The organism is Cognatishimia activa (assembly GCF_001458335.1).
Lineage (GTDB): Bacteria > Pseudomonadota > Alphaproteobacteria > Rhodobacterales > Rhodobacteraceae > Cognatishimia > Cognatishimia activa.
In genome coordinates this window covers 353,306-370,410 of the sequence record NZ_CYTO01000009.1, presented here as the reverse complement: position 1 = coordinate 370,410, position 17,105 = coordinate 353,306, and the positions used below count along the sequence as shown (strand labels likewise).

General features: G+C 54.5%; 17 protein-coding genes and 1 riboswitch. Of the genes, 4 read left to right on the top strand and 13 right to left on the bottom strand.

Annotation, left to right across the window (positions count from 1 at the left end):
• Window positions 1–2: 2 nt before the first annotated feature.
• From TA5113_RS06315 to TA5113_RS06290, 6 genes are all read right to left on the bottom strand, one after another.
• Window positions 3–1,130, bottom strand: a complete 1,128-nt coding sequence (locus TA5113_RS06315; protein ID WP_058315502.1) for an ABC transporter permease — start codon at window positions 1,128–1,130, stop codon at window positions 3–5.
• An 11-nt stretch (window positions 1,131–1,141) separates the two neighbouring features.
• Entirely contained in the window at window positions 1,142–1,903 is a 762-nt protein-coding gene (locus tag TA5113_RS06310; protein ID WP_058315501.1) for an ATP-binding cassette domain-containing protein, read from the bottom strand.
• Window positions 1,904–1,930: 27 nt separating this feature from the next.
• On the bottom strand, window positions 1,931–2,356 hold the full coding sequence (locus TA5113_RS06305; protein WP_058315500.1) for a c-type cytochrome: 426 nt from the start codon (window positions 2,354–2,356) through the stop codon (window positions 1,931–1,933).
• Window positions 2,357–2,483: 127 nt separating this feature from the next.
• A complete protein-coding gene (locus tag TA5113_RS06300) occupies window positions 2,484–3,530 on the bottom strand; it encodes a substrate-binding domain-containing protein (RefSeq protein WP_058316649.1) in 1,047 nt (348 codons plus the stop codon).
• Window positions 3,531–3,552: 22 nt separating this feature from the next.
• Window positions 3,553–4,572 (bottom strand): ABC transporter permease, encoded by a 1,020-nt coding sequence (locus TA5113_RS06295; protein ID WP_058315498.1) that lies wholly within the window; start codon window positions 4,570–4,572, stop codon window positions 3,553–3,555.
• 10 nt (window positions 4,573–4,582) lie between these two features.
• A complete protein-coding gene (locus tag TA5113_RS06290) occupies window positions 4,583–6,088 on the bottom strand; it encodes a sugar ABC transporter ATP-binding protein (RefSeq protein WP_058315497.1) in 1,506 nt (501 codons plus the stop codon).
• 122 nt (window positions 6,089–6,210) lie between these two features.
• On the opposite strand from TA5113_RS06290, the gene TA5113_RS06285 reads away from it, so the two are divergent.
• A complete protein-coding gene (locus TA5113_RS06285; protein WP_306337892.1) occupies window positions 6,211–7,299 on the top strand; it encodes a LacI family DNA-binding transcriptional regulator in 1,089 nt (362 codons plus the stop codon).
• A 6-nt stretch (window positions 7,300–7,305) separates the two neighbouring features.
• On the opposite strand, the gene TA5113_RS06280 is transcribed toward TA5113_RS06285, so the two are convergent.
• From TA5113_RS06280 to TA5113_RS17160, 5 genes are all read right to left on the bottom strand, one after another.
• Window positions 7,306–8,127: an SDR family oxidoreductase gene (locus TA5113_RS06280; protein ID WP_058315495.1), complete on the bottom strand. Its 822-nt coding sequence runs from the start codon at window positions 8,125–8,127 to the stop codon at window positions 7,306–7,308.
• Between the two features lie 18 nt (window positions 8,128–8,145).
• Window positions 8,146–8,862: an enoyl-CoA hydratase/isomerase family protein gene (locus TA5113_RS06275; RefSeq protein ID WP_082625922.1), complete on the bottom strand. Its 717-nt coding sequence runs from the start codon at window positions 8,860–8,862 to the stop codon at window positions 8,146–8,148.
• A gap of 272 nt (window positions 8,863–9,134) precedes the next feature.
• Entirely contained in the window at window positions 9,135–9,368 is a 234-nt protein-coding gene (locus tag TA5113_RS17340; RefSeq protein ID WP_370736432.1) for a caspase family protein, read from the bottom strand.
• Complete coding sequence (locus tag TA5113_RS06270; RefSeq protein ID WP_058315494.1) at window positions 9,328–9,966, bottom strand: caspase family protein; 639 nt, start codon at window positions 9,964–9,966, stop codon at window positions 9,328–9,330. The genes TA5113_RS17340 and TA5113_RS06270 overlap by 41 nt, the downstream gene beginning before the upstream one ends.
• Window positions 9,951–10,535 carry an OmpA family protein gene (locus tag TA5113_RS17160; RefSeq protein ID WP_058316647.1) on the bottom strand — a complete coding sequence of 195 codons (585 nt, stop codon included), beginning with the start codon at window positions 10,533–10,535 and terminating at the stop codon, window positions 9,951–9,953. Before TA5113_RS17160 ends, TA5113_RS06270 begins: the two co-directional genes overlap by 16 nt.
• Before the next feature lie 183 nt (window positions 10,536–10,718).
• Here TA5113_RS17160 and TA5113_RS06255 point away from each other — a divergent pair, with 183 nt between their 5' ends.
• On the top strand, window positions 10,719–11,918 hold the full coding sequence (locus TA5113_RS06255; RefSeq protein WP_165589387.1) for a peptidoglycan-binding domain-containing protein: 1,200 nt from the start codon (window positions 10,719–10,721) through the stop codon (window positions 11,916–11,918).
• Window positions 11,919–11,969: 51 nt separating this feature from the next.
• Here the strand turns inward: TA5113_RS06255 and TA5113_RS06250 are convergent, their stop codons facing one another.
• Window positions 11,970–13,214, bottom strand: a complete 1,245-nt coding sequence (locus TA5113_RS06250) for a D-amino acid dehydrogenase (protein WP_058315490.1) — start codon at window positions 13,212–13,214, stop codon at window positions 11,970–11,972.
• A gap of 119 nt (window positions 13,215–13,333) precedes the next feature.
• A riboswitch (glycine riboswitch) is annotated at window positions 13,334–13,419 on the bottom strand.
• Window positions 13,420–13,490: 71 nt separating this feature from the next.
• Window positions 13,491–14,429: a carbohydrate kinase family protein gene (locus tag TA5113_RS06245; protein ID WP_058315489.1), complete on the bottom strand. Its 939-nt coding sequence runs from the start codon at window positions 14,427–14,429 to the stop codon at window positions 13,491–13,493.
• Window positions 14,430–14,665: 236 nt separating this feature from the next.
• Between TA5113_RS06245 and TA5113_RS06240 the strand changes: the two genes are divergently transcribed.
• Both TA5113_RS06240 and TA5113_RS06235 read left to right on the top strand, forming a co-directional pair.
• Window positions 14,666–15,700, top strand: a complete 1,035-nt coding sequence (locus TA5113_RS06240) for a LacI family transcriptional regulator (RefSeq protein WP_082625895.1) — start codon at window positions 14,666–14,668, stop codon at window positions 15,698–15,700.
• 15 nt (window positions 15,701–15,715) lie between these two features.
• The gene (locus TA5113_RS06235) at window positions 15,716–16,936 is read left to right on the top strand and encodes an AGE family epimerase/isomerase (RefSeq protein WP_058315487.1); all 1,221 of its coding nucleotides are present in this window, start codon (window positions 15,716–15,718) and stop codon (window positions 16,934–16,936) included.
• Window positions 16,937–17,105 lie beyond the last annotated feature (169 nt).

Below are 17,105 nucleotides of genomic sequence, written 5' to 3'. Positions count from 1 at the left end.
CCTTAGCCGCTTGGCGTCGGATCAGTTGCCAGACCAGCCCCAACGGCTAGCAACAGGATCAGCAACCCAATCAGCAGGGCTGAAAATTTGATCATCTTTTGTGCTTCAGTGGTCCGCAGGCCTGCCAGCAGGCTGCGTGCACCGTCGCGGTCTTTCTTTTGCATCCATGTGTACAGCGCGACCGAACTCACAATCACCACGCCGGAGGCGACGGATTGCCAGAAGAATTCGATGCGCAATGTCACCAGAGCGTTGATCATCATGGATAGAAGCAGGACGCCTGCGAGCGAGCCCAACATGGAGGCGCGGCCACCAAAGAGGGACGTGCCACCCACAACCACAGCCGCAATGACATGCAGGTTGAAGTAAGGCGCAGAGGTCGCTTGGATCGCGTTCAGTTTGCCGGTCAGCATGACACCGGCAAGCGCGGCACAGGCCCCCATCAGCACATAGGCATAGATCTTGTGACGATCCACTGCGATGCCAGTCATCTCACTGGATTCAGGGCTAGAGCCGATCGAGATCGTGTAACGTCCAAAATGCGTTTGCGTCAGCGCCCAATAGCCCAGCGCCATGGTCAACAGACCGATCACAACCGGAACAGGGATGAAGCCTGGGATTTGGCCACGGCCAATATCCGTCAATAGATCGGGGAACCGCGCCAGAACCAGACCTTTCGCAATCACCAGCGCGAGGCCGCGATAGACAAGGTCCATGGCCAAGGTGCCGATCAGATCAGGCACTTTAAAGCGAGTGATGATCAAGCCATTGATCAGGCCCATGACCGCGCCCATCAGGATCGCCAGAGGGATCGCGATATAGGCTGGGAATCCATATTGCTTGATCAAGAAGGCCATCAGAATGCCAGAGAGCGCGGCGATGGAACCAATTGATAGGTCGATCCCGCGCTGTGTGATGACAAAAGTCATCGCCATGGCCATCGGCATGTATAGCGCCGCATCCAGCAGGATCAGGTTCAAATTTGACAGGCGGAAATAGCGTGCCGGTTCAGCAATCCCCATAAACAGAAGGATCGCGAAGATCATCACCATGGGACCAATGAAGGCCAGATACGGCTCGAGCCGATCCATGATGGTGCGTTCTTGTAAGTTTGTTGTAGCTGCAGCCATTGTCTCTCTCCTTACGCCGCAGCGTCTTGCGCGCCGACGATGAGGCCAAGGACCTCTTGCACGGAGCTTTCAGCGGTTTTCACAACCCCCACGGCACGGCCACGGCGTTGCACATGAACGCGGTCAGACACTTCAAACACGTCATCCAACGAGTGGCTGATCAAGATGACGGCTAGACCCTGCTCGCGCAGCGCCTTGATCAGTTTCAATGTGCGTGCTGTTTCCTGCGGACCCAGCGCAGCGGTGGGTTCATCCATCACCAGCAGTCGCAGATCTTCATGATAAACCGCACGTGCAATGGCCACCGCTTGGCGTTGACCGCCCGACAGGCTATCGGTTTGCACGTCCATGGAGCGCAAACGCACACCAAGGCGTTCATCCAGAACACGGGTCGCCTCAGATTTCATACGTTTGTTGTCGAGAACCTTTATGCCCATGACAGTCTTGGTCAGTTCATTCCCCAAGAACATGTTATTGGCCGGTGTCAGGTGATCCGCCAAGGCAAGGGTCTGGTAAACGGCATCGATACCCACATCGATTGCGTCAGAGTGGCTCCCCATTTCAAGCGGTTTTCCATCCAGAAAGATCTCACCTTCGCTGGCTTGATAAACACCGGTGAGGATTTTGATCAGGGTGGACTTGCCCGCCCCGTTATCCCCAACAATGGCCAGGACTTCGCCGGCATAGGCTTCTAGGTTTACGTCTTGCAAGGCAGTGACGCCCCCGAAACGTTTTGTAATGTTCTTCATTTGCACGAGCGGTTTACCAGCCATTGTGCATCTCCTTTGTTTGCAGCTGGATCAGTTCTTGATCCGGTATGCCTTGTGGCAAGCCGCGCAGTTTTTCAGCAAAGGCTGATAGGCTGACTGAAGTGACAAAAGGTCATTCGGTTGCATCGCAACAGCCGCTTCGGCATTGGAAATGAATTCCAAAACCTTTGAATCAAAGTCAGCTTTGTTTTCCCAAATCGCGGGATTTGCCCCTTTGGACGTGCTGCCTTCCGGGAATTTTCCTTCAAAGGCCAAAGCGCCCGCATAGGTCATCCGCAAAGCCAGATCTGCGACCTGCGCATCAAACTCTTTGTCGCCTTTGATCACAGGCACCAAAGTGGCCGCCCCCATACGGATTTGATCCATGGCTGCGGTGCGTTTCTTAACGTCGTCTGCAGATGCGAAAGTTGCCGCAGCGGCCAGCGCGCATGATGCGATAAGTGTGTATTTCCCCATTGTGTCATCTTCTCTTTTGACAAAGCTCCGCAATCCTGGTCACAGACCAAGCAACGCGCTTCGTACAGTTTGCGTTAAAAGTGGCGACCCTCTCTCAGGAAGCGGAGAGAGCCGCCGAGGGAGAGCCTTATTTGCCCCAGATCGCGGTGTATGCTTCGCGATATGGGCTATCAGGATCGAACTCGTTGGTATCTCCCAGCTTCGCGAGACCCTCTTGGGTCACCAACGCCGGAGATGTCACGTAGCCAGAGCAAGCCTCGCCTTGGATGGCGCGGTTAAGCTCGTCCACCAGTTGCCAACCCTGAAGGTTCAGAGGCTCGGCCACCGTGATGGTCTGATAGTTACCAGAGCGAATGCGCTGGAAGGCCGCTTCAGAGCCGTCACCTGCAGAACCCGCCTGAGGACCATCTTTGCTGCTGATGCCAACGGACGCCAATGCTGGGCCCATGAAGTCAAAGTAAAGATCGTTGATCGCTAAAGCATGCGTCCATTGATCGCCATACTTCTGCAACAGGCTGGTGGTCAGTGGCCCCATGCGCGAAGACGTGTCCGCGATTGGTGTGTCCACGTATTCCAACACGGTGCCGCCCATCGCCTCAATCGTTTCCTTGATACGGTCCGCTTTGTCGATCGCAATTTGATATGTGCTGTCGGTAAAGATGATGGCTCCTACCCCATCACCGGCGTCTTTGATCGCCCATTCCGCGGCCACTTCAGATACGGTCATCGCATCGGTTGAAACATTCGCGAAAATGCCACCCGGCGCGTCACAGCCGATCTTTGGACCGGAGTGCCAGGCCACCATTGGGATGCCCGCACCTACAACACCTTCCAGCGCTGCTTGCTGTTCAACCGCGTCAAAGCCGTTGATGATGATCCCGTCTGGGTTCAGCGCAAGTGCCTGACCAATGGCCGCGGTGCGACCTTGGATCGAGCCAGCGCCGTCAAGAACGCGCAGGTCCCATCCGATGGTTCCACCCGCTTCCTCCCCGCCGTTGGTCACCCCAAGAATACCGCCGTTTTTCAGATCACCGGCAACAACCACGATGGACTTGCCACCCGCTGCCGTTGGGCCTGATGTCGGGCCGTCAAATGGTGTTTCTGCGAAAGCCGGTACACCTAGACCGGATAGTAGTGCGGCAGTTGATACTGCCATGAAGGTCCGTTTAAGCATAATCTCCTCCTTATGCTTGGCTTCACTTTTTGGCGCCTTTGCGCCGTTGAGCGTAACCCGCGATGCCGATGGCAATAAGCAAGGTTACACCGTTGAACATCGGTTCGACCCAGAAAGAGCCGCCGAATTGCTGAATACCCGAGATGCCCACAGCGAGGATGGCAACACCAACTATGGTGCCCCAAACATTCACGCGGCCGGGTTTAATGGTTGTTGAGCCCAAGAATGCGCCCACAAGTGCAGGCAGCAGGAACTCTAGGCCCACAGATGCCTGACCAATGCGCAGTTTGGAGGCAAGCAGCACGCCTGCGAAAGCGGTGATGAAACCGGAGGACATAAATGCCCCGATGACAAACTTGCGTGTGGGAATACCGTTGAGTTGAGCGGCGCGTTGGTTGGCTCCGATGGCGTACAGGTAACGGCCAATCGGTGTGTATTCGAGGATCAGCCACATGGTGATGGTGATGCCGAGCACGTAGTAGCCGGTGATGGGCAAGCCAAAGACGAAGGTACCGTTGATGGCATAGAAACTATCGGGCAGTGCACCCACCATCTGACGACCTCCGGTATGCCACAGAGCCAGCGCATAAAGCACAGTGCCCGTGCCCAAAGTCGCAATAAAGCTGTCGATTTGCGCCACTTCCACCAGCAAGCCATTCAGGAAACCAGTGAACAGTCCCAGCACAAGCACGATGGCGACCGCCATGGGCCAAGGCAGGCCATAAAGCGTTTGCAGTGAGATCGCGAGAATGTGCCAGAGGACGATGCCATAGCCCACGGTCAGGTCGATGCGCCCCGCGGCCATCGGGATCATGGCCCCCAAGGACAGCAACGCGATGATGGCTTTGTCCGAAATGATCGCCCGCAGGTTCAGCATCGTCGGGAAGGTATTTGGCAACAGGATCGAGAACAGCAGGATCAGAAGTGCAGTCAAAATCACCAGACCATAGACGGGTAGCAGCCGCAGGAGGCGGGTGCGCGAGCTGGCATTTTTCAGCTCTGCTTTGGTGGGCTCAAGTGCATTGGATTCAAGGGATTGCATTTCTTCTTCCTCAGTTCGTCGCCACGTTTGACGCCGATGCAACCTGGATCAGGTTTTCAGTTGTAAGTTCAGTGCCGGATAGCTCTCCGGCGATTTTGCCTTGGCTAAAGACGATGGCGCGGTGGCAGATCGCGGCGACTTCTTCAAAGTCAGTGGATACCACAACAATGCCAACGCCGTCTTCAATGGCGGTGTTCAAAAGAGCGTAGATCTCGGCCTTTGCCCCCACATCCACACCGGCGGTGGGGTCTTCGCAGATCAAAAGCTCCCGCTTGGTTTCCAGCCAACGACCGATCACAACCTTTTGCTGGTTGCCCCCCGACAGGCTTTCGATCGACATGCTTTGATCATTGGGCGAAAGCGCAACCTCCGCGCCGATCTTTTCGGCCAAAGAGGATTCCTCTCTTGGGCTCATGAAGGAAAACAGAGACCGACCCACAGCCGCAGGGTTCATAAAAGTGTTCTCACGGATGCTGAGCGACATAGCCACGGATTCAGCGGTACGATCCCGTGCGACCAAGCCGATACCGGATTCCAGCGCGGTCTGCGGCGAAGCGAGGTTGGGCTCGCGTCCATTCACAGACACCATGCCAGAGAATGGTTCACAGCCAAACAAAGCGCGAGAGACATGTTCGTGCCCTGCCCCGCGCAGGCCCACAAGTCCGATAATCTCATTGCGGTGCAGGCTAAAATCAACCGGACCAGCCGCATCCACTTGCATATTGCGCACGCTGAGGATCGCTTCGCCTGGCGCAGCTTTGGGTTTCAGAACCTGACGCGTCTTGCGGCCGACGATCATGTAAACCAGCTCTTCTGGCGTGGTGTGGCTAATGGCGCGCATGCCGACCAGTTCACCATCCCGCAGTACCGCCACGCGGTCGGCAATCTGGAAGATCTCGTCCAGACGGTGAGACACATAGATCATGCCCACCCCCTGCTCTTTCAATGGACGCAATGCCTCGAAAAGACGTTCGACCTCATCGGCGGGCAAAGATGCGGTGGGTTCATCAAGCACCAGAAAGTCGCAATCCACTGCCAATGCTCGCGCAATGGCAACCAAAGACTTCTCAGTGCGCGACAGGTCCTGAACCCGCGTCGTTGGATCGATATCACACCCGACCTTGTCCAGGGCCTGCTGGGCGAACTCTTCGACAGAGCTCCAACGGATCAGCCCCCCCTTTCGCGAATAACCGAGAGCAAGTGCGATATTCTCAGCAACTGTCATCCATTCGATCATGCCAAGGTCTTGGTGGATGAAAGCCACCGACTGGCGCTCTCCAAATCCACCCGGGCGGTGCTCGTAAGGTTCACCATCGATTAGAACCCGACCGTCATCCGGTTTGTGGATCCCGCCCAGAATTTTGATTAGCGTGGACTTGCCCGCGCCGTTTTCACCGAGAAGGGCAACAATTTCCCCACGCTCGATGTTGAGGGACACATCACGCAGCGCGTAGGTCCCACCGAAGTGCTTTTGAATGCCATCAAAAAACAGATTGTTCTGTAATGCGCTTGGCACGCGGTGTCCTCCTCAGTGACAAAGCTTCAGTCACGAAGCTAAGTGGTTCAGGTAACTCGACGCTCCTCAACATCTTTATTGAGTTACCCGTAACGTTACGCTAGCATTCTCTCGATTAAGCGATGTGTCAACAAAAAAGAGTTACCCGTAACGTTAGCGTAACCCCGATGAGCAAAAGCCAAGATAAATCAATTAAAAACAATAAGGTAAGCCTTGCAGAGGTCGCAAAGGCCGCTGGGGTCTCAAAGATGACCGCAAGCCGCGTTTTGCGCGATGAAGGCGGTTTTTCGGAGAGCACGAAGGTTAAAGTTATGGCTGAGGTTGAGCGCCTTGGCTATGTGCCGAATCGATTGGCGACGGTTTTTGCCGGGGATCAGAAGTCGACTTTTGTCGGGGTTTCGATCCCCGAATTGGGCAATGAAATCTTCACGCAGGTTCTTGAAGGGATCGACCGCAAACTGGTCGCCTTCGGACACCAAACCGTTCTCGGCATGACAGAGCATGCGCTGGAACAGGAAGAGAAGTGGCTGGAGACGGTCCTGTCTTGGCAACCGGCGGGTCTGATTATCACTGGGGGGTCGCATTCCCCAAAATCGATCCAGCTGCTGCGTGGCTCTGGCATTCCGCTGGTGGAGATCTGGGATCACAACACCAGCCCTTTGGATATGTCTGTGGGGCTAAACCATTTTGACAGCGGCTATAGCATGGGCCGGTACCTTGCTGGGCTAGGTTACAAAAAGTTCGGTTATGTTGGCACATCCCATGACACGGCCAACGCCGCCAGCGCACGTCTCGCAGGATACGCGAAGGTTATCGAGGATTCCGGCGGCTCGCTGAAAAAGCAGCTCTTGCTTAAAGACGCGCCGGGTTTTTACACGGGCTTCTATGGCACAGAGCAGCTCTTGGCGGCCAATCACGACGTGGAAGTCATCTATTACCAGAACGACAATATGTCTGTGGGTGGGCTTCAATATTGCCAGAAACGCGGCCTGTCCGTGCCCGATGACATTGGCATCGCCGGTTGGGGTGATCTGCCGATTGCGTCGATCCTCCCCCACCGTTTGACATCTACATCGGTGCCGCACCTGCGCATCGGTCAGATCGCGGCAGAGATGGTCTTGGCACAAATCAATGGTGAGCCAGTTAAACGAGCCCAAGACGTGGGCTTCAACTTAATCCCCGGCTCAACCGTACGCTCGAAGGTCGAATAACCGGCCTTAACGACCTGTCATCTTATCCAGAAATTTCGCGGCACCGGTCATCACAACGGATGCGCCAGAAACGCCCCAGCCCCCATCAACGGGCAACACCACGCCTGACACATAAGAACCAGCGTCAGAACAAAGGAAGCCTGCGGCCTTTGCAATGTCATCTGGCGAGCCGAACCGCTGGATCGGCACCGACTTGGTGACCATTGCGCGCAGCTCTTCTGTTGGGGCCAGCCGCGCCATGCCTTCCGTGCCATCGATTGGGCCCGGCGAGATAGAGTTGAGACGAATTCCGTCTTCTCCCCATTCCAGCGCCAAGGATTTCGTAACCATATCGACACCGGCTTTGGCAGCACATACGGGGGATTGATGGCTCATTGCGGCAAAAGCTTGAGGCGCAGAGATATTCACGACGCTCGCGCCGGGCTTTTTTAGGTGCGGATAGGCCGCGCGCATCACGTGAAATGTGCCCATGAGGTCGATCTCGACCATCGATTTCACGAGGTTTGGCGATTGATCCATCAAACGGCCTGGGACATTGCCCGCCGCGCCAGAGATCAAGTTGTCGATCTCACCACCAAAGAAGTCCGCCGCCTTGGCAAAACCTTCTTCGACAGCCGCATAATCGCGCACATCAAAGGAAACCCCTGCCGCCTCAGCGCCCAGCGCCTTCAGACCTTCAACGGCCTTATCAACTTTGTCCTGCTTACGGGACGCAACCATCACTTTCGCACCCCAGCGGGCAAAGCCCTGCGCGATGCCGTAGTTGATGCCACTGGTGCCGCCAGCGACAAATACGTTCTGGCCGGAAAAATCAAAACTCATGCTCATCTGAAGGGTCCTTTCGGCTTACGCCATAAGTTGGAGGGACTCGATCAGCGGTTTATCTTCCGCTTCCATCACCTCCAGAATGTGTTTGTGCAGGCGGCGCTTATGCTCGCCAAAAATCCCGCGGGCTTTGTTGAAGGTGCCAGCAAACTCCATCGCTTTCGCGAACGTATCCTCGGCATCCACACAGGCCAACTCAATGATGTGGTCATCTTGCAATTCGGGCGCCCCCACCCGACGACCCGTCAGCTTCATCTCGTTGAAACGATAATAAGGCACTGCGGTTTTTACGAAAGCGATCATGCCCGGGAGGAATGGGATCGAGATATCCACCTCAGGAAAACAAAAATAGCCTCGATCAGAGCGCATAAACCGGAAGTCGCAGGCACAAGCGAGCATCGCCCCATTACCAAACGCGTGCCCGTTGATGGCTGCAATCACCGGGAACGGTGCAAGTAAGAGGCGCGAGAACACCTCGTTCATGCCATACATAAAGGCTTTGATGTCATCATGGCGCTGCTCTTTGAGCGCCGCATTCAGAAACCCGAGATCGACACCCTGACTCCAGTTCTTCTCATCGCTTGAGGTGATCACCATGGCTTTGACGGATTTATCCGCCTCTGCCTGATCCAGCGCAGCCAGCATTTGCCGGGCGAATTCCGGGTTCTGCTTGTTTTCAGCATTATTCATGGTGACAACGGCAACTTTGCCCTGCACCTGATATTCAATGATGGCCACGGTCACCCCCCCAATATTAAGGAGCACTCAGATTGACCCGATGCAAAAGCTCCTCATCTCTCAAATGTATGCTACAGAGGTCCTTTCTCTGCAATATTTCGACAGGATGACGTCGCGTTGGCAGAAAGCTAGGTTTTTGTATTCATTATGAATTTTTAGATCCCTGGAATGGCTAAAGGACAAGTAACCCTGCGTCTCGTTTCCTTCGCATACTGCGTAAACTCGTAAGAATGAGACATCATTGCCAGCTCGTTGCCTTGTGAACGCGCAGTTTACGCTTGCGGCAAATGGCCGGCAATTGAGATTGGCAGGAGCAGAGAAGAGCGCATCCAAGGCACCTGCAAGCCCTGAGTCCGCTTGATGACATCCAAGCGTATGTGCCGCGTCGCGCGCTCAAACTCCATTTCCGGAGCCTCCAAGCTGTGCAAAAAGGCATGGGCGAAGGGACTGTGCGGGCCGATCCCATCATAGGCCGCCCCCCCCTCGTTGCGCGGCGTAGGTGACACAAATGCCCGCCTGGCCCGAAGGCGTGATAGCTCTGTTTCCAACACAACGATCACGCAAAACACCCGGAGCCGTGCGACAGCAATCTAAGATAAGAACCCGCTGCCTTGGCTGGTCTCCTGTCGCCTGCAGAAAGCTGGTCTCTGGAACCAACTTCTCCGGTCGAATGTCACCCGCGTTAAAGGCGTCCCGTGTCAGAAAATGAAGCGTGTCTGCGATCTGTATCCCATGACCCGCAACGTAGATCAGAGTTAATTTAGCGCCTCTTGATTGCAGTCGAAAAGATGCAAGTCCGCGAAGCGTTTCTTTGAAAGTCGGGTTGATAAGGGTGTGCACCTTATAACCAAGCCTGGAAAGCCGATCTGAGACCGCTTTGGCGTCTGCACCCGGTGTACGCAGATACGCACGGCCTTCATAGTCCGCTACGCCGATACATAACGCAGTTGCCTGCCCCGGCAACCATGGGGAAACTGACCCATTTCCCGCGCCGTGTTTGGCTGAACGCAACAATTCCGATGACTGTGCGACCCCAGCAGAACTGACCGCCAGTCCGCCGCCAAAACTGAACAGCAGATTGCGCCGCGTCAGCCGCTGCGACATGCGCCATCCGACTCTCGTGCAAGAATTTCAACCCGACGATGATGCGCATCTGAGGGTGTATACCCGTCTAGCAGGTTCCCTTCACCATGCCCCTTTGCCGCGAAGCGCCCAGAGGACATGGATAGCGCACCGACCAAGAAATTTTTAACGCTGCGCGCGCGTCGCTCTGACAGAATTTGGTTATACGCCGATGACCCAACCGCATCAGTATGCCCGACCAACAAAATGCAAATCCCGGCCATATCTTCGGAGCGAAGCGCCAGAGACAGGTTTTGCAAGTGTTGCTGGTACGCACTGGTCAAGCGATCGGAATCAAACGCAAAGTGAATAAAATAACCATTTTGCGGCGTCCCCGCATCCACGACCAAACCGTTTTGATGCGTGTTCATCGACCTCATCTTGCCGAGGTTTATATCAGCAACGCAGCCCGCAGGCGGTTTGCCTGCCAAGGCCGTTTTGATCGCGCAAACATCTGCTTCTAAAGACAATTCATACACATCAGCCTGCGTCGTGGATGACACGAAAGCGGCACTCATTACCAACGAAAGCGAAAACACAAATCGTCGCATTGTCCGTCTCCTTCTCAATCACAATGAGGTTCTGACGGCAAAACCTTAATCAAACGCAAAACGTTCAATTTTAGATATGTTTCTGTGTTGATGAGCCTCTGGTTAACATTTCCGACCTAGCAAAGGCCCATGCGATGTCTCAAAGAGTTTAGAAAAAATTGCGTGTTGGCAGCGAGGGCGGGATTGCGCGGGTGGGCCGGCATTGTCGTCATTGCAGCGACGACGCTCGCAAACTGTGGCGTTACACCACCGCGTTTAGCGCCGGAAATCGCCCAACCAAATACGCGGCCTGCGCGGAATTTCACATCATTTGACGCGCCTCTCCGCTGCATGGACGGGCTTTTGCAGGGCAAACGCACCATCAAGGTGTCTTCAACAGGCATTCCCGACAAAACGCGACGCATTTCCGTCGGCGGTGATGATATGTTGATCAATGCGATCAATCGCATGACCCGCACGAGCCGCGCCTATGTCTTCCTTGACCAAGGTATTGTTAAAGATGGCGGGCTGATCGATCTCAGCATCACACAAGGCAAAAAGGAACCGCGACCGGACTATTATATCCGTGGCTCTATAAGTCAGCTTGATTCAAGTGTCGCTACTGATGAAATTGGGTTCGGTTGGGAAGACGGGACAGACGCCTTGGCGCCAGACGATAGCCTATTAAACGTCACAGGAAACCGACGGCAGGGCTTGTCCGTTGTCAGTGTCGACTTACATCTCGTGTCCTATCCTAGCCGACGGGTGGTCCCCGGTGCATCGGTCGCCAATTCAATGGTCGTGCGCAGCATGCAGCGGCGCTCTACGGCGAGCGGGATCATTAACCTGGATGATCTAGGACTGTCAGTCCGCCTCGACCGCATTGAAAGTCAGGGGCAAGCGGTGCGAAACCTGATCGAATTGTCTTTGATTGAACTGATCGGACGCCATCGCGGCGTGCCCTATTGGCAATGTTTGTCGAGCATCGAAACCGATGCCAAACGCAGCAACTTGCAAGAACATGCCTTTACGGCGCGCACTCAAAAATCCGCGCTGATAGAGCTGCAACGGGGTTTGACCCAACTCGATTACTATAATGGGCCCGTAAATGGGCAGAACTCAGCTGCAATGCGCCGCGTGATCGGGAAATTCCAAGCAGACGAACAGCTTGTTGTGAATGGCATCGCGGATTTTGACACGCTCAAACGCTTACGGATCCGGTTGGCAAAGCGCGTTCCGATAGGAACAGATATTAGCGCTGCAACAGACACCGCCGTACAATTCAAGAAGACCACAAATAAACCAAAGCAAACTGCCCGCGCTGGATGCGCCTTGGTTGATCCCGAAGCATATAGACCTCTGACCGATGTATTGCGTTGCAAACAATCGAAATCGGCAGACTGAGTAACAACCAAAATGCACCCCTGACAGACGCAGGGGCGCGGGATTTCTGGTTTAGACAGGGACAACGGCTCCGGAACTTGATCCATTGACGCCCAAATTTGCTCTGGTCGTTTCGGCGACAACGTCCCCTATGATCGAGGCAGTTGCTGCGCTGAGCGTCCACCCGAGGTGACCATGACCTGTGTTATAGAAGACCCGACTATGGCGGCCACGGCCAACGCGCGGCATCATGTTCGGCATCATTGGACGCAGTCCCGCCCAAGGAACGACGCTTTCCGTGCTGACGTTCGGGAAATAGGTTTCACACCACGTCACCAAAGGTCTGACCCGATCCTCACGGATGTCGCGGTTCTCGCCATTGAACTCTGCAGTCCCAGCGATCCGAAAGCGATCCTTTCCAAGGCGAGAGGTCACGATTTTAGCCTTATCATCCAAAAGCGAAACCATCGGCGCACCATTCTGGCTGACCTCATCGCGCAGGTTTACGGTGATTGAATAGCCTTTCACAGGATAGATATTAACGCGATCACCAAACTGCTTGGCCAAGGCGCGCGAGCCGACACCGGCAGCGACGACCACACTGTCGAAACGGTCTCCATCGACGTCCACAAAGTTGTCAGTTGCGCGCACGTTACCGACGGGACGCCCTAACCTAAATAGCACCCCCTGACGCGCGAGCCAGTCTACGAGGCCAATCGTGAATTTGTGAATATCACCGGTGCTGTCGCTTTCCGTCCAGAAACCACCGAGGATGTCTCCCTCTAGGCTTGGCTCGATCTCTTGCACCTCAGCAAGCGTCAATTGCCGGCGATGAACACCCCCTTCTGACAAGAGTTGCGTCACCATTTTTGCGTGATCAAAATCAGATTTGGTTTTATAGAAATGCAGAATTCCTGCCGGAGAAAAATCAAAATCCAACCCCGCCAGTTCCGCCATTTCAGATAGGCCAGCACGCGCCTGAACCGCCAAACGCGCCGTCTGAATTGTATTGCGGCGATAACGGGGAATTTGCGCCAAAAATTCTGCCATCCAGCTGAATTTGTGCCAACTTGGGCGGGGACTGACAGATAGGGGCGCGTCCGTTTGCAACATCCAGCGGATGCCCTTGATCACCGTGGACCATTGGTTCCAGACTTCCGCATTCGATGCGCTAAGCTGACCGCCATTGGCAAACGATGTTTCCATAGCTGCGTAGCGCTGGCGATCAAAGACGGTGACATCAAAGCCTTTTTGATGAAGGGCAAAAGCGGTCGTGACACCGGTAATTCCGGCGCCAAGAATTGCGACGTGAGGCATGGCAAACTCCGGCCATTAAGGTGGCTGCGCCACCTGCCCCCGCCGTCCTGTAACCTGAGAGATTCACCCTGCCGGGCTTGCTCCGTCGGTGGGCCAAAAGGCCGCTCTTCGGCGTGTTGCACGTCCCACCGGTCCATTTGCCTGAGAGGGACCGGGGCGGTTGCTCCTTCGGCGCTGGAATTCCAGACTCTCCCGGCGGGCGTGTTTCCTATAGGAAACGCATACTGCGGGACAAAGTGCCGTGCAACAAAAAAGAATACGCGCAACGCACGCGCGTTACAGTTCCTGCGCCCAAGGCGGGTTCGCCCCAGCGCGAGACACGGTGACTGCCGCAACTTTAGCGCCAAAACGCAGCGCTTCTTCGATGACGTCGGTCCCCGCAGTGTTCAAAGCCGCTCGTGACAAATGATCTAAACGTGAAAGCATGCACAGCACCCCGGCATTGAACGTGTCGCCTGCCCCAACAGTATCGACAACATCAACTTTATTGGCGGCCACCCTCACCTGCGTGCCATTTTGCAAATAGGCAGTGGCCCCTTTGCTGCCCTCCGTCAAAATCACAACACTTGGTCCAGCCGCTAACAAGTCTTTGATTGCTTGATCAAGGGAAACAGACTGGCCCGAGAGCCACAGCAAATCTTCGTCCGAAGTCTTCACGATGGTCGCCAGAGACATCATCTTAGCAAGACGCGCCCGGTAACGATCTTCGTCTTCGATAAAGCTCGGCCGTATGTTCGGGTCGATCATAATCAAACAATCCTCTGGCGCTTGCTCAAGAAAGCCCGCGTAAGCATCGCCACAAGGTTCAGACGCCAAACTGATCCCGCCAAAATAGAGCGCCTTCACCTCGTCTGGCACCGCTGGCATGTCTTCTACCGTCAACATTCTACCGGCGGTATTCTCGTCATAAAATTGATAGCTTGCATGTCCGTCAGTCAGTTGAACGAAAGCAAGTGTCGTCGGACGGTCCTGGCGGACAAGGTAAGAGGTATCCACCTTTGATTTCGCCAAATCGTCATAAAGCTGCTGGCCAAACAGATCGTTTGAAAGCCCGGTCATCATAGCAACCGGCGCATTCAATCGGCCTAAAGCGATGGCTGTGTTAAAAATCGCCCCACCAGAATGGGGCACGAACCCATCCGCGCCCGAAGCCGAGCTCATAGCGAGTGGCTCTGGGATCATATCAATCAGTGCTTCTCCGCAACAAAGGATCATAGCGCCTCTCCTATTTCCATCGCATCAACGCAAGCCCGCCAGCTTTGAACCCACCATGGAATCACAAGGCAGAAATTGGGGTTTACTACCGCGACTCCAATTTAATACGTTTTAAAGTCATTGGAACTCAAGTCATTTTTAAAAACTTGATAAATATAAGTTGCTTATTTCATAAACTCCGTTGGGTATTGGCGGGAAAGCATTGACGTTTAAAACGTTTAAAATTATGAAACCCTTTGAAAACAGGAGAGAACAGGTTGGCGGAAAAGACCCAGGATCAACGCCCCACCCAGAAATCTATAGCTAGCAAAGCTGGGGTTTCTGTAGGAGCAGTGTCGCGAGCTTTGGCCAATGATCCAAAGATTGCCGCAGACACACGCCAACGCATTCTGAGTATCGCCACTGAACTTGGCTACACGCCTGACCGCGCGGCACAGCGGCTGCGGACCGGAAAAACCCAAGTCATCAACCTGATCCTACCGCCTCATGACGAGATTTTTGGATTTGGGACATCTATCATTCGAGGGATCACCCGTGGTCTGGAAGGCAGCGGTTACCATCTTGTTGTCACACCTGATTTCGGGGCGGATGATCATGGAGACGTCCTCACCCGGATCGTAAAAAACAAGTTGGCCGATGGGATCCTTTTCTCAAGAACAGAACCCAACGACCCGCGCGTGAGGTACCTGTCTGAAGCGAATTTCCCATTTGTGTCGCATGGACGTACGGAACTTGCGACGCCGCACGCATATGTTGACTACGACAACTTCGGTTTCGCATATGAAGCCGCGCTGCGCATGATCCAAAAGGGCGCAGACAAGATTGCCATCTTGCTCCCGCCCTCTACCCTGACCTTTCGACAGCATTTGCTGCATGGATTCATGACAGCAGTGCGAGAAACCGGCGTGGCCTTTGAAATCATTGAAGGTGCAACTTTGGAAAGCAGCGCCGAACAGATTGAAACGGCAATCTCTGAAAGGTTTGCGAAGGCGCACCGGCCCAATGGCCTTATTCTGCCTGGCGAAGTGTCTGGGCTCGCCGCCCTTGCCGCCATTCAGGACCTCGAACTGACTCCTGAAAAAGACGTTCGCATGGTCGTAAAACAAACCTCTGGCCTCTTCGATCTTACGCGGCCGAAAGTCGGTAGCATCTATGAGGACCTGGCCACGGCGGGATTTCAAATGGCCACCCTCTTGCGCAAACGCATCGACAATGCCCCCATTGAATCGCTGCAATACGTTCAGCCAATCTCTCAAGCTCCAAACCGATAACAGGATTCCTTAACGATGTCCGCTTTCTCCCAAGCTCATTGGATGACCCCAGACCATCAGAACTTTTTGGTCCAGAACGCTAAGACCCAATTTGATTTTTTTCAGCCAAGCCTTTGTCCTTCGGGCGGTTTTTACACTCTGGACCTCACCGGACAACCGTTACCTAGCGCAGTTCAAGAACTACACACCACCACGCGTCTTGTGCACTCTTTCGCGTTGGGCAAACTTGCTGGACGCAACAATTGTGACAACATCATCGATCAAGGTGTCTCGTACCTTTTCTCCCACCACAGAGACGCAGCGCATGGCGGGTATCTATGGGCCCTAGAGGGCGCTGACATTCACGACGGTCGCAAACTCGCCTACGGGCACGTCTTTGTTTTGCTAGCAGCATCAAGCGCTCTTGCGGTGGATCATCCAGACGCAATGGCGTTGCTTGAGGACGTGGATCAGATTCTGGAACAACGTTTTTGGGAAGAGGATCACGGTCTCTTCTGCGATGAATTCAATGCGGATTGGACGCCTTTTTCGACCTATCGCGGCATGAATGCCAACATGCATGGAATTGAGGCTTTACTTGCGGCGTTTGAAGCGACGGGCCGAGAGAAATATCTGGATAGGGCCAGCCGCATCCTTCATTTCTTCGCCCACAAAATCGCCCCGTCAGAGGGTTGGAGGCTGCCCGAACACTATATGGAAAACTGGGCCGTAGACCGCAGCTATAGCGGCAACCCAATGTTTCGGCCAGCAGGCACGACACCCGGCCATTCCTTTGAAATTGCAAGACTTTTACTGCAGTTCAACGAACTCTGCGGCCAACCAAACGCAGACCGCATCGCAACCGCCAGAACGATCGCCTACCGCGCCCTCGAGGACGCATGGAACACCGAAGCGGGCGGCTTTTGCTATACTTTGAATTTCGACGGCACACCTGACATCACAGACCGCTATTGGTGGCCCGTGACTGAAGCCATCGGTGTTCTAGCCGCCCTAATGAAGACGGATGCCGCCGCCTCTGATCTAGAATGGTACAATCGCGTATGGGACTTTGCGCGCACTCATTTCGTCGATCAAGAAAATGGGGGGTGGTTCCCGGAGATTGATGCGAATGGCGTTCCGACAGTGACGCAATTTGAAGGCAAGCCTGACATCTATCACTCGATACAGGCGGTGCTTTTCCCGCTGACACCAACGGTTTCAGGCGCTTACGAAGACCTTAAGCAACTGCAACTTTGAGATAGCCAGTCTTCTGGCCCTTCAAAGAGAAAACAGAGATAGAGATCGCCTTAGACTTACGGCGATCTCTACGATCTACCGACAATCGGTATCATCAGAGATACCTTCAAAACACCGAAACAATTCGCAGTGTTGTTGCCCACCCAACCAACGGGTGCGCTGAGTTCAA

What these genes read in the sequence shown, in the direction of transcription:
- TA5113_RS06315 (WP_058315502.1), bottom strand. Translation starts at nt 1,130, where the DNA reads ATGGCTGCAGCTACAACAAACTTACAAGAACGCACCATCATGGATCGG.
- TA5113_RS06295 (WP_058315498.1), bottom strand. Translation starts at nt 4,572, where the DNA reads ATGCAATCCCTTGAATCCAATGCACTTGAGCCCACCAAAGCAGAGCTG.
- TA5113_RS06285 (WP_306337892.1), top strand. Translation starts at nt 6,211, where the DNA reads ATGTGTCAACAAAAAAGAGTTACCCGTAACGTTAGCGTAACCCCGATG.
- TA5113_RS06250 (WP_058315490.1), bottom strand. Translation starts at nt 13,214, where the DNA reads ATGCCTCACGTCGCAATTCTTGGCGCCGGAATTACCGGTGTCACGACC.
- TA5113_RS06300 (WP_058316649.1), bottom strand. Translation starts at nt 3,530, where the DNA reads ATGCTTAAACGGACCTTCATGGCAGTATCAACTGCCGCACTACTATCC.
- TA5113_RS06270 (WP_058315494.1), bottom strand. Translation starts at nt 9,966, where the DNA reads ATGTCGCAGCGGCTGACGCGGCGCAATCTGCTGTTCAGTTTTGGCGGC.
- TA5113_RS06235 (WP_058315487.1), top strand. Translation starts at nt 15,716, where the DNA reads ATGTCCGCTTTCTCCCAAGCTCATTGGATGACCCCAGACCATCAGAAC.
- TA5113_RS06305 (WP_058315500.1), bottom strand. Translation starts at nt 2,356, where the DNA reads ATGGGGAAATACACACTTATCGCATCATGCGCGCTGGCCGCTGCGGCA.
- TA5113_RS17160 (WP_058316647.1), bottom strand. Translation starts at nt 10,535, where the DNA reads ATGCGACGATTTGTGTTTTCGCTTTCGTTGGTAATGAGTGCCGCTTTC.
- TA5113_RS06280 (WP_058315495.1), bottom strand. Translation starts at nt 8,127, where the DNA reads ATGAGCATGAGTTTTGATTTTTCCGGCCAGAACGTATTTGTCGCTGGC.
- TA5113_RS06310 (WP_058315501.1), bottom strand. Translation starts at nt 1,903, where the DNA reads ATGGCTGGTAAACCGCTCGTGCAAATGAAGAACATTACAAAACGTTTC.
- TA5113_RS06245 (WP_058315489.1), bottom strand. Translation starts at nt 14,429, where the DNA reads ATGATCCTTTGTTGCGGAGAAGCACTGATTGATATGATCCCAGAGCCA.